The organism is Acidimicrobiales bacterium (assembly GCA_016794585.1).
Classification (GTDB): Bacteria; Actinomycetota; Acidimicrobiia; order Acidimicrobiales; family DATDAH01; genus JAEUJM01.
In genome coordinates this window covers 161,730-172,113 of sequence record JAEUJM010000032.1, presented here as the reverse complement: position 1 = coordinate 172,113, position 10,384 = coordinate 161,730, and the positions used below count along the sequence as shown (strand labels likewise).

At 73.1% G+C, this 10,384-nt stretch carries 13 protein-coding genes; 5 read left to right on the top strand and 8 right to left on the bottom strand.

What is annotated here, in order from left to right:
• Positions 1-5: 5 nt before the first annotated feature.
• Together tatA and JNK12_17005 are read right to left on the bottom strand one after the other, a co-directional pair.
• The gene (gene tatA / locus JNK12_17010) at positions 6-188 is read right to left on the bottom strand and encodes a twin-arginine translocase TatA/TatE family subunit (protein MBL8777645.1); all 183 of its coding nucleotides are present in this window, start codon (positions 186-188) and stop codon (positions 6-8) included.
• A 124-nt stretch (positions 189-312) separates the two neighbouring features.
• Positions 313-1,071, bottom strand: coding sequence for a hypothetical protein (locus JNK12_17005; GenBank protein ID MBL8777644.1), 759 nt, complete (start codon positions 1,069-1,071; stop codon positions 313-315).
• A 47-nt stretch (positions 1,072-1,118) separates the two neighbouring features.
• Here JNK12_17005 and JNK12_17000 point away from each other — a divergent pair, with 47 nt between their 5' ends.
• Positions 1,119-2,144 carry a glutathione S-transferase C-terminal domain-containing protein gene (locus tag JNK12_17000; protein ID MBL8777643.1) on the top strand — a complete coding sequence of 342 codons (1,026 nt, stop codon included), beginning with the start codon at positions 1,119-1,121 and terminating at the stop codon, positions 2,142-2,144.
• 57 nt (positions 2,145-2,201) lie between these two features.
• On the opposite strand, the gene JNK12_16995 is transcribed toward JNK12_17000, so the two are convergent.
• Complete coding sequence (locus tag JNK12_16995) at positions 2,202-2,693, bottom strand: VOC family protein (protein MBL8777642.1); 492 nt, start codon at positions 2,691-2,693, stop codon at positions 2,202-2,204.
• 104 nt (positions 2,694-2,797) lie between these two features.
• On the opposite strand from JNK12_16995, the gene JNK12_16990 reads away from it, so the two are divergent.
• Complete coding sequence (locus JNK12_16990; GenBank protein MBL8777641.1) at positions 2,798-3,145, top strand: helix-turn-helix transcriptional regulator; 348 nt, start codon at positions 2,798-2,800, stop codon at positions 3,143-3,145.
• 19 nt (positions 3,146-3,164) lie between these two features.
• Here JNK12_16990 and JNK12_16985 read toward each other — a convergent pair whose 3' ends face one another.
• The 4 genes from JNK12_16985 to JNK12_16970 form a co-directional block, all read right to left on the bottom strand.
• Positions 3,165-3,521 (bottom strand): arsenate reductase ArsC, encoded by a 357-nt coding sequence (locus JNK12_16985; protein ID MBL8777640.1) that lies wholly within the window; start codon positions 3,519-3,521, stop codon positions 3,165-3,167.
• A 309-nt stretch (positions 3,522-3,830) separates the two neighbouring features.
• Positions 3,831-4,622, bottom strand: a complete 792-nt coding sequence (locus JNK12_16980) for an aquaporin (protein MBL8777639.1) — start codon at positions 4,620-4,622, stop codon at positions 3,831-3,833.
• A gap of 97 nt (positions 4,623-4,719) precedes the next feature.
• Complete coding sequence (locus tag JNK12_16975; protein MBL8777638.1) at positions 4,720-5,397, bottom strand: helix-turn-helix domain-containing protein; 678 nt, start codon at positions 5,395-5,397, stop codon at positions 4,720-4,722.
• Positions 5,398-5,456: 59 nt separating this feature from the next.
• A complete protein-coding gene (locus JNK12_16970; protein ID MBL8777637.1) occupies positions 5,457-6,275 on the bottom strand; it encodes a class I SAM-dependent methyltransferase in 819 nt (272 codons plus the stop codon).
• A gap of 243 nt (positions 6,276-6,518) precedes the next feature.
• Between JNK12_16970 and JNK12_16965 the strand changes: the two genes are divergently transcribed.
• The gene (locus JNK12_16965; GenBank protein MBL8777636.1) at positions 6,519-6,734 is read left to right on the top strand and encodes a hypothetical protein; all 216 of its coding nucleotides are present in this window, start codon (positions 6,519-6,521) and stop codon (positions 6,732-6,734) included.
• Between the two features lie 49 nt (positions 6,735-6,783).
• On the opposite strand, the gene JNK12_16960 is transcribed toward JNK12_16965, so the two are convergent.
• Complete coding sequence (locus JNK12_16960; protein ID MBL8777635.1) at positions 6,784-7,944, bottom strand: RtcB family protein; 1,161 nt, start codon at positions 7,942-7,944, stop codon at positions 6,784-6,786.
• A 122-nt stretch (positions 7,945-8,066) separates the two neighbouring features.
• On the opposite strand from JNK12_16960, the gene JNK12_16955 reads away from it, so the two are divergent.
• Together JNK12_16955 and JNK12_16950 are read left to right on the top strand one after the other, a co-directional pair.
• Positions 8,067-8,477 (top strand): VOC family protein, encoded by a 411-nt coding sequence (locus JNK12_16955; protein MBL8777634.1) that lies wholly within the window; start codon positions 8,067-8,069, stop codon positions 8,475-8,477.
• A gap of 170 nt (positions 8,478-8,647) precedes the next feature.
• Positions 8,648-10,318, top strand: a complete 1,671-nt coding sequence (locus tag JNK12_16950) for an ABC-F family ATP-binding cassette domain-containing protein (protein ID MBL8777633.1) — start codon at positions 8,648-8,650, stop codon at positions 10,316-10,318.
• Positions 10,319-10,384 lie beyond the last annotated feature (66 nt).

Sequence of the window (10,384 nt, the reverse complement as noted above, 5' to 3'; positions counted from 1 at the left end):
CGCACCTACGCGGCCGGCGCGGCCTCGGGGATCTCCGTGGGGGTCGCGTCGCTCCCGTCTTTCTGGGCGGTCTCGAACTCGCGCTTGGCGCTGCCCAGGCTGCGAGCGAGTTGGGGCACCTTCGAGCTGCCGAAGAGCAGCAGCACGACGGCGAGCAGGATGACGATCTCGGGGCCTCCGAGGTTCATGGCGTTCTCCCTTGGGGATGCGATCGGGTCGATCGGGGGTGGCTGGGTACCGACCCATCGTCGATCCGCCGGCCGGGAGCCGCCTGATGAGGCCCTGGGAGTTCCCTCCGAATCCGGGCCTTCCTCAGGCGCCGCCGCGCACCCGGGCCAATGCCTCGGCCACCGCTGCGCCGGTGGCGGGGTTGTTCAGGTAGGGCTGCGGGTCGTGGGCCCGGTGGCCGTTGTCCACGAGGCGGTCCACCACCCGCGGGCCGAAGACCTCGGCGAGACGGGGCTGCGCGCAGGCGTGGTCCCCCACCGAGGCCACGTTCACCCAGTGCTGCGCCGACCCCGGCCAGGCGGCGAGCCCGTCGTCGCCCTTCTCGAGGATCTGGTCGGCCAGCATCGGCGAGCCGAGGGGTGAGCCCAGGGTGACGAACGTGTCGATGGCCCAGTCCGGGTTCTGGCACAGGGCCCGGTAGCTCACGATGGTGCCGAGCGAGTGGGCGACGAGGATGCGGGTGTCGGGGCCGACGACGTCGCGCACGCGGGCCTGCACCCGGTCGCGCAGGTCCGCCTGGGTCGTCATGGTGACGACCAGGTCGACGGTGCGGTCGAACGTCGCCCTGCCCGCCGCCTGTTCGAGGGCGGTCAGCCCGTCGTCGCCGAGGGTCTCCTGCAACATGTCGGCCACTCCGGCGCGGGTGGCGTCGTCGGGCTGGTCGGGCGACTCCGGGTCACGGCGGAAGAGGTCGCCGTAGAAGCAGACGTCGACGTCGTCAGCGGCGATCTCGGCGCCCGCGTGCCACAACCCGTCCCGCAGGGCCGGCAGCCAGCGGTGGTGGAGCTCGTTGGGCCCCCACAGCTCGTTGAAGGCCCCGTGCACCATCACGATCGTCGCCATCGGCCCATCTTGCCGCCTGCCCGGGCCCCGCTGGGTAGGGAGTCCCCATGACCCCGGACAACTACGTCGCCGACGGCGGCGCCTACGAGCGCGACACCACCTACCTGACCACTCGCATCACCGCCGACGGACGCGACGGCTTCCCGGTGGAGGCGGGCCGCTACCGCCTCGTGGTGGCCCGAGCCTGCCCCTGGGCCAACCGCGCCATCATCGTGCGGCGTCTCCTGGGCCTCGAGGACGCGCTGTCGATGGCCATCGCCGGCCCGACCCACGACGAGCGCAGCTGGGACTTCTCCGAGACCTACCCCGGGGGCTACGACCCGGTGCTCGGCATCGAGCGCCTCCAGCAGGCCTACCTGCGGCGGGACCCGACCTACGACAAGGGCATCACCGTGCCCGCCATCGTGGACGTCTCCTCCGGCGAGGTCGTGACCAACGACGTGCCCCAGCTCACACTGGACCTCACCACCGAGTGGACCGACCACCACCGGAGGGGCGCGCCGGACCTCTACCCGGAAGCCCGTCGTGACGAGTTCGACGAGGTGATGGCCACGATCTACATCGACGTCAACAACGGGGTCTACGAGTGCGGCTTCGCCGGCGACCAGGCCGCCTACGGCGCGAGCTACCGACGGCTCTTCGAACGCCTCGACCTGCTCGAGGAGCACCTCACCACCCACCGCTACCTGGTCGGCGACACCCTCACCGAGGCCGACATCCGACTGTTCACGACGCTCGTGCGCTTCGACGCCGTGTACCACGGGCACTTCAAGTGCAACCGGAACAAGCTGAGCGAGATGCCGGCGCTGTGGGCCTACGCCCGCGACCTCTTCCAGACGCCCGGCTTCGGCGACACCATCGACTTCGACCACATCAAGCGGCACTACTACTGCGTCCACCAGGACCTCAACCCGTCGGGCATCGTCCCCGCAGGGCCGGACGTCTCGGGGTGGCTGGCGCCGCACGGGCGCCTCGAGCTGGGGGGCCGCCCCTTCGGCGATGGCTCCCCGCCGCCCCCGCCGCCGGCGGAGGAGCTCGTCCCCGACACCGGGGTCGTCGTCCCGGCCGCCTGAGCGACGGACGCGACCGAGCCGCCGGCCTCCGGTGAGCGACGGCGGCTCGCGGTCAGCTCAGCAGCAGCCGGACCCGCCGTTCGTCGCCGCAGACGCCCCGAGGGTCACGGGCTCGGGGGGCGACTCGGCGACGGGGGCGCAGCACACGGCCTCGCCGGTCGCGGGGTCGGCCCCGCCGCCGATGGTGTCGGCGTCGCCGGTCTTCACGTACCACTCCCAGCGGGCGCCGTCGGGGTCGGTCACCCAGGTCTCCACCTTGGTGGCGAAGCAACAGGTCGTGTCGTCGACGCCCGTGGTCTCGAGGCCGGTCTCGCTGAGGCGGGCCTCGGCGGCGGTGACCTCGGCGGCGGTCTCGGTCTCGACCCCCAGGTGGTTGAGGGTGCCCCCCTCGGCGGCCTCGAAGAGCACGAGCTTCAGGGGCGGGTCGGCCACCTCGAAGTTGGCGTAGCCGGGCTTGCGCTTGGCCGGCTCGATGGCGAAGAGCTTGCCGTAGAAGGCGACCGCGGCCTCGAGGTCGGTGACGTTGAGGGCGAGTTGCAGGCGGGACATGGGACCTCCGGTAGACTCATCGAAGTTCGTCGATGTGAGTACCTTAGCAACACATCGACGAATGTCAATACGTTCGCGAGATTCCTCCAGGAAGGGAGCCCACCATGGACGTGCATGCCGACGACCTGTGCTGCGCCCCGGTCACCGAGGGCGTGCTGGGCGAGGACGACGCCGCCGAGCTCGCCGCCGTGTTCAAGGTGCTGGCCGACCCCGCCCGCCTCCGCCTGCTCTCGATGGTGGCCGCCGCCGAGACGGGCGAGGCCTGCGCCTGCGACCTCGTCGAGCCCGTGGGCCGCTCACAGCCCACCGTGTCGCACCACCTGTCGCTGCTGGTCGACGCCGGCCTGCTCACCCGCGAGAAGCGCGGCAAGTGGGCCTGGTACCGGGTCGTGCCCGAGCGCCTCGCCGCCATCCGCGGCGCCCTCGGCCCCAGCGCCGCCCTCTCCCGCTGATCCAGGGCGTCGCTGCCAGCTAGGTGACGGGGTCGACGCCGACGGACGTCATGAGCGCCCGCACCTTGGCCTCGATCTGGTCGCGCACCACCCGCACGCTGTCGACGTCCATGGCCGCCGGATCCTCCAGGACCCAGTCCTCGTAGCGCTTTCCGGGGTAGAGCGGGCAGGCGTCGCCGCAGCCCATGGTGATCACCACGTCCGCGGCCCGCACGATCTCGTCGGTCCACGGCTTGGGGAACTCCTGGGCGATGTCGATGCCCACCTCGGCCATGGCCTCGACCGCAGCGGGGTTGATGGTGGACGTCGGCTCGGAGCCGCCGGACCAGACGTCCATCCGGTCGCCGGCCAGGTGGCGCAGCCAACCCGCCGCCATCTGGGACCGGCCGGCGTTGTGGACGCAGAGGAAGAGCACGCCGGGGATGGCATCGCCCGCCGACTCCTCGAGGCGCAGCAGGGCCCGGAGCCGGTCCTTGGCGAACTTCTCGGCCAGGACGGGCAGGTGGGTGGCCACCGTGGCCTTGGGCAGGAGCTGCTCGAGCGAGTCGACCACGAACCGCTCGACGGTCTCTGCGCCGAGGGTGCCCTCGTAGGCGGGGGCGAGGCGGCTGACGACCTGGCGCACAAGCACCTGCTGGTCGAGGGGGAGGTCGGTGAGGGTCAGGTCGGCCACGGGAAGCTCCGTTCAGTTCGCTTCGGCGTCGGTGTGCGGGTGAGCGTGAGGGTGGGGATAGAAGAGGCGGACGAGGGGGTAGGCCACGGCCACGGCGGCGAGCTGCACGAGGATGAACATCGGCGCCGAGGACGGGGCGATGCCGGCGAAGGTGTCGCTCAATGTGCGCGCCACGGTGACCGCCGGGTTGGCGAAGCTGGTGGACGAGGTGAAGAAGTAGGCCCCGCCGATCCACGCCCCCACCGCGACGGGGACGACCGCGGCCCGTCCGGTGCGCACGCACCCCTGGATGAGGAGCAGGAGGGTGACCGTGGCCACCAACTCGGACAGCCACAAGGCCGCCGACGACCGGTCGTGGGTCGACACCTCGACCGCAGGCAGTTCGAACATGACATTGGCCACCATCGCCCCGAGGCAGCCGCCGATCACCTGGGCCACGACGTAGAGGCCGGTGTCCCTCGTCGTGGTGGTCCCGAGGGCGCGGTCGAGGATGGTGACCACCGGGTTGAAGTGGGCACCCGACACCGCCCCGAACATGAGGATCAGGCCGATCAACGCGCCGGCCGTGGCGGCCGCGTTCTCGAGCAGCTGGAGCCCGACGTCGCCGGCCGAGAGGCGGCTGGCGGCGATGCCCGAGCCGACCACGGCCATGACCAGCAGGCCGGTGCCGAGGCCCTCGGCGACGAGGCGGCGGGTGAGGTCGAGACGCAGGGCGCCCGTGCCCGACTCGACCTCGTGGGCGAGCTCCTCGTCGGTCGGGACCTCGGCCCGCACCTCCCCGTCCCGCACCTCCCCGTCCCGCACGTCGTCGGCCCCTGCACCGTGAACGCTCACGGCCTTCGCGCCGAGGTAACGGCCGGGGCCTGGGGGCACACGGCGGGGAGGGTGTTTCGGACGGCCATCAGGGGGTGTCCTCGGCGGCGAGTGCGTCGATGCGCTCGGCCAACTCCGTCACGGCGGCGTCGAAGGCGGCCGCGGTACCGGCGGGCACGGGGTCGGGGACCGACCAGTGGAGCCACGACGGGTCGGGGTCGAGCTCTTCGTGCGCCTGGTCGCACACGGTGACGACGATGGCGGGCGGGCGGCCGGCGTCCGCGATCGACGAGGGGGCGTCGTCGGCGAGGTCCACGCCCGCACGACGAGCCGCCGCGACCGCGCCCGGGTGGATCCGCTCGGCCGGGTGCGTGCCCGCGGACGCCGCGGGCCGACCGGTGCGGTGGCGCCAGAGGGCCGCGGCCAGGGGCGACCGGGCCGAGTTGGCGGTGCACACGAACAGCGCGGAACCGCCCGGCACCGGACGGCCGGGCGTCAGCCCGTGGAGCGCGCCACGCCGGAGGTGGACGTAGCGGCGGCGACCGTCGCCGCTCGAGCGGGTGCGTTCGACCAGGCCGACCCCCTCGAGCACGTCGAGGTGGTGGGCCAGGAGGTTGGACTCGATCCCGAGGCGGCGGCGCAGCTCGACCGGCGCCCGGTCCGACACCACGAGCTCGTCGACGATGGCGAGGCGGACAGGATCGCCGAGCGCCGCATGACGCGCCGCCCGCAGGTCCCGCTCGTTCGCGTCGTCGCCTGTCTCCATCGCCTCAGCATTTCACTCAGTACTTGTTGAGTCAATAGAGGCTGAGGAAAGTCTCCCGTTCAGGTCGTGGCGGTGACGAGCCACGCGGCGCCGTCGAGCTCGATGCCGGCCGGTCCTGCGTGCGGGGCCACCGCCGCCGCGGCGCGGGCCAGCGCCTCGTCGATGAGCTCGGGCGGGGCCTCGGCGAAGATGGCCCGCCCCATGCCGGTGGTGCGCAGGTAGTCGGCGGCCTCCTCCGGGGAGTCGCCCACCCATACCTTGGCGACGATGGGCTCGACCGCCGGGCCGTCGAAGCCGGCGGCGCTCAGGATCCCCGCCACCCGTTCGGCGTCGGCGAAGGCGAACGGCCCGGGCGCGTTCGGATCGGCGGGGACGGGCAGGGGCAGGACCTCGGCGACCGCGGCGGCGGGCACGAGCAGCCAGTCGTTGACCAGCAGCGACTGCCAGCAAGCGAACACGAGGCGGCCGCCCGGGGCGAGCAGACCGCGGATGTTGGTGAATGCGGCCACGGGATCGTCGAAGAACATCACCCCGAAGCGGCTCACCGCGAGGTCGAAGCCCGCCGGGTCGGGAGCGAAGGTCGTGGCGTCGGCGGCCACGAAGGTGGTGTTGGTGAGGCCGGCGGCGGCCACCCGGGCCCGGGCCACGCCGAGCATGTCCTCCGAGAGGTCGACGCCCAGCACGCTGCCCTCCTCGCCCACCGCCCGGCCGGCGGCGACCGCGGTGTCGCCGTTACCGCAGCCGATCTCGATGACCCGCTGCCCCGGCGCGAAGCCGGCGGCCTCGACCAGCAGCGCCCCGAACCGGGCCAGCACCCGGGTGTAGCGGTCGGCGTGCGCCGCCCAGTGCTCGCCTTCGCTGCCGGCCCAGTCGCTCATTTCGGTCCCCCTCGTCCCGGCCACCGGCGGGTGCGCCGCGGCCGGGGCGGACCCTACCGGCGACGACGGCGACCAGGCCGCCGTGAGCGGAGGGACGCCGTCGCCAGCCACGAGGGACGCGTCACCGCCCGGCTCCTCGACGACCCCGTGACCCTTGGTGGAGAGCGTGGCTTCCTGCGCGCGACCTCGCCTCGCCCTGGTCTGCGTCGAGGCGGAAGACGGAGGGCCCCGTAGGGTCGACGGGTGGCCGGCCACCGCGCAGCTGACGACCACGGGTCCGACACCGACGACGACGGCCTGACCGATGGCCAGCGGGCGACGCACCTCGCCGCCGTGCGGGCCGGCGAGCCGGGCTACTTCGACCCGGACTCTGGGCTGTTCGTGCTGACCGCCATCACCCTCGCCGCCCGGGAGCGGTGCTGCGGCGAGGGGTGCCGCCACTGCCCGTACCCCGTGTAGCCGGGTTGCGGCCGGGGCCGGGCAGTGGCGGCGGTAGCGCCGCCCGATCTCAGGTGCCCTTGTAGTTGAGGACCTGGTGCAGGGTGTGCTGCACCTCGACGAGGTCGGCCTGGTCCGCCATCACCCGGTCGATGTCCTTGTAGGCCGACGGGATCTCGTCGACCAGGGCGTCGGCCCGGTCGGCCAGCCAGACCTTGCCCGCCATCTGGGCGGCGAGGTCCTCGCCGCTGAACAGCTTCTTGGCCTGGCTGCGGCTGTGGCGCCGGCCCGCACCGTGGGAGCACGACCGCCAGCTGGCGGCGCTGCCCTTGCCCCGGACGATGAAGGTACCCGTGCCCATCGAGCCCGGGATGACGCCGAGGTCGTCGGCGCCGGCGGCGATCGCCCCCTTGCGGGTGATCCACAGCTCGACGCCGTCGTGCACCTCGCGCTGGGTGAAGTTGTGGTGGCAGTTGATGCGGGACGTCTCGCGGCCCGCACCGACGAAGGCCACCACCTCACGCAGCGCCCGCTCGACCATCTGGTCGCGGTTGGCGCGGGCGTAGTCCTGGGCCCACAGCATGTCGGCGAGGTAGGCCTCGAACTCGGGCGTGCCCTCGACGAAGTAGGCCAGGTCCGGGTCCTCGAGCCGCAGCTGGAGGTCCTTGGCGAGGCGCTTCGCGGTCTTGATGTGGGCCTGGGCCAGCTGGTTCCCGATGCCCCGGCTGCCCGAGTGCAGGACGACCCACACCCGGTCGCGCTCGTCGAGGCAGACCTCGACGAAGTGGTTGCCGGAGCCGAGCGTGCCGAACTGCTTGGCCGCCTTCACCGACCGGCCCTGGGAGAGCTCGGTGGCGGGGCGGTGGGCGCTGAGCCACTTGTCGGCGGCGCGCGAGACGTCGTCGTGGCCCTTGCCGACGCCGGCGGGGACCACGTCAGCGATGCGGCCGAGGAGGGGCCCGAGGTCGTCGGGCAGGTCGGCCGCGGTCAGGTCGAGCTCGGCCGCGACCATGCCGCAGCCGATGTCCACGCCGACCGCGGCGGGGATGACCGCGCCGCGGGTCGGGATGACCGAACCCACGGTGGCCCCGAGGCCCACGTGAGCGTCAGGCATGAGGGCCACATGGCCCTCGACGATGGGCAGCCGGGCGGTCTTCTCGGCCTGGCGGACGGTGCCGGGGTCGAGGTCGCTGGCCCAGGAGACGAGCTTGTCGTTGATGGTGGTGGGCATGGTCACCCCCTCCTTCGTGTGATCGGGGTCGGTGTCGTGCAGGGTCGACGATGCGCAGGATCCGACCGGCAGGGCAACTGATATCCGCTGCAGGCGAACGGACGGCGTCGTACCTTCAGGCCATGGCGATCACCAGCGGCTTCAACCACGTGGCCACCCTCACCACCGACCTCGACCGCTTCGCCGCCTGGTACGGCGAGGTGTTCGGCGCCGAGGTCACGTTCACCATGGAGGCGGAGGGCGACCACCCCCGCATGTTCATCGTCGATCTCGGGGGCGGCGCCGCCCTGAACGTGTTCGAGGTCCCCGAGGAGGACCTCATCGGCGACCGCCGCCGCATCGGCGGCCGGGGCGCGATCGACCACTTCGGCATCGCCGTCGACGACCTGGCCACCCTCGAGGAGATCAAGGGACGCCTCGAGGCGGCCGGCGCCGACATCGGCGAGATCCAGAACCTCGGCGGCGACACCTGGTCGCTGTTCTTCCGCGACGTCGACGGCATGGAGCTCGAGGTGTGCGCGCCGGTCACCTGAGCAACCGGCACGCACCGGCGACCGGAAATCGGTTGGCGGCGCCGCGAGCGGTCCCTACGGTGACGGACATGAAGCTGCTCGACGGTCCGCAGTCCGCCTCCGTGCGCTGACGCTCGTCGATCGCCCCAGGGGGCTCCGAGGTCAGCGCCACCGACCTCCCGGGAGCCCTCATGGCCCAGCCGTCTGCTTCATCCCCGCGCCGCGGGCACCAGCTCGACCACCGTGACGGGGCGCCGGCCATCAGCCTGCACGACGTGCACCACCACTGGCCCGACGGCATGCCCACGTTCGAGGGGGTGACCGTCGCGTTCGGCCCCGGGAGCACCGGGATCACCGGTCGCAACGGGTCCGGAAAGACCACCCTGTTGCGCCTCGTGGCCGGCGAGCTCCGCCCGACGGCCGGGCACGTCCGGATCCACGGACGGGTGGCCACGCTCGACCAGCGCCTGAACCTCGCCACCGACGCGACCGTGGCCGACCTGCTCGGGGTGCGCTGCGCCCTCGACGCGCTCGCCGCCCTCGACGCCGGCGAGGCCCGGCCCGAGCACCTCGAGGTGCTCGACGGCCAGTGGGACGTCGAGGCGAGGGCCGCCGCCGCGCTCGACGCCGCCGGGCTCCCCTTCGGCGTCGATGGCCTGCACCGTCGCGTGGGGACCCTCTCGGGAGGCGAGGCCGTGCTCACCGCGCTCGCCGGCCTACGCCTCGGGTCGGCCCCCGTGACCCTGCTCGACGAGCCCACCAACAACCTCGACGCCGGGGCCCGGTCCCGCCTGCACGATCTCGTCCGGGCGTGGCCCGGGGTGCTGCTCGTGGTGAGCCACGACCATGCGCTCCTGGATCTCATGGAGACCACCGCCGAGGTCCGCCAGGGGTCGGTCACCACGTTCGGCGGGAACCTCACCGCGTTCGAGGCCCATCTCGCCACCGAACAGGAGGCCGCAGCCCGGGCCCAGCGAGCCGCAGAGCGCCGCCTGGACACCGAGCGCCGCCAGCACGCCGAGGCGCAGGTGAAGCTGGCCCGACGGGCCCGCTACGCAAGCGCCCAGGCCGAGAACGTGCCGAAGATCCTCGCCAACACCCGCAAGGCGCAGGCGCAGGTGTCGGCCGGCAAGCTGCGCACCGAGGCGGCCGCCAAGGTCGAGTCGGCCACCGCAGCACTGGCCGAGGTGCGGGGCCGGGTGCGCGACGACACCGCCATCCGGGTCGACCTGCCGGCCACGGCCGTCCCCGCCGCCAAGCGCGTGCTGTCGATCCGCCAGGGCGACACCGCCCTGCTCGTCCACGGGCCCGAGCGACTGGCGCTGGTGGGGCCGAACGGCGCAGGCAAGACAACCCTCGTGGAGGCGATCCTCGATCCCGCGGGCCCGGCCGCGGACCGCGCCGGCGTCACCGCCACGGTCCACCTCGACCCCCGCCGGGTCGCCCACCTCGCCCAGCGCCTCGACGATCTCGAGGAGCACGCCACCGTGCTCCAGAACCTGCGTACCGCGGCACCCCAGCGCCCCACCGTCGAGCTCCGCGCGCAGCTCGCCCGCTTCCTGCTGCGCGGCGACGCCCTCGGCCTCCCGGCACGGCAGCTGTCCGGAGGCGAGCGCTTCCGACTCTGCCTGGCCCGTCTGCTCCTGGCTGACCCCCCGCCTCAGCTCCTCGTGCTCGACGAGCCCACCAACAACCTCGATCGCGAGACCGTGGACCAGCTCGTCGACGCGCTCGGTGCCTTCCGTGGCGCGCTCGTGGTGGTGAGCCACGACCGCGGCCTGCTCGAGCGCCTCGCCATCACAAGGTGGCTGGCCATCGAGCCCGGGCACCGCCTCCGCCCCCTCGACGACCCTCCCTCCTGACCCGCTTGGTCCCTTCCGCCCGCACCAGCGTGTCCTCCGGGCGGGCTCGTGCTCGCAGGACGACGG

Excerpts from the sequence above, each read along its gene's own strand:
- JNK12_17005 (MBL8777644.1), bottom strand. The coding sequence starts at position 1,071 with ATGGCGACGATCGTGATGGTGCACGGGGCCTTCAACGAGCTGTGGGGG.
- JNK12_16990 (MBL8777641.1), top strand. The coding sequence starts at position 2,798 with ATGGACGTGCATGCCGACGACCTGTGCTGCGCCCCGGTCACCGAGGGC.
- JNK12_16985 (MBL8777640.1), bottom strand. The coding sequence starts at position 3,521 with ATGGCGGCGGGTTGGCTGCGCCACCTGGCCGGCGACCGGATGGACGTC.
- JNK12_16960 (MBL8777635.1), bottom strand. The coding sequence starts at position 7,944 with ATGCCCACCACCATCAACGACAAGCTCGTCTCCTGGGCCAGCGACCTC.
- JNK12_16970 (MBL8777637.1), bottom strand. The coding sequence starts at position 6,275 with ATGAGCGACTGGGCCGGCAGCGAAGGCGAGCACTGGGCGGCGCACGCC.
- tatA (MBL8777645.1), bottom strand. The coding sequence starts at position 188 with ATGAACCTCGGAGGCCCCGAGATCGTCATCCTGCTCGCCGTCGTGCTG.
- JNK12_17000 (MBL8777643.1), top strand. The coding sequence starts at position 1,119 with ATGACCCCGGACAACTACGTCGCCGACGGCGGCGCCTACGAGCGCGAC.
- JNK12_16975 (MBL8777638.1), bottom strand. The coding sequence starts at position 5,397 with ATGGAGACAGGCGACGACGCGAACGAGCGGGACCTGCGGGCGGCGCGT.
- JNK12_16950 (MBL8777633.1), top strand. The coding sequence starts at position 8,648 with ATGGCCCAGCCGTCTGCTTCATCCCCGCGCCGCGGGCACCAGCTCGAC.
- JNK12_16955 (MBL8777634.1), top strand. The coding sequence starts at position 8,067 with ATGGCGATCACCAGCGGCTTCAACCACGTGGCCACCCTCACCACCGAC.
- JNK12_16995 (MBL8777642.1), bottom strand. The coding sequence starts at position 2,693 with ATGTCCCGCCTGCAACTCGCCCTCAACGTCACCGACCTCGAGGCCGCG.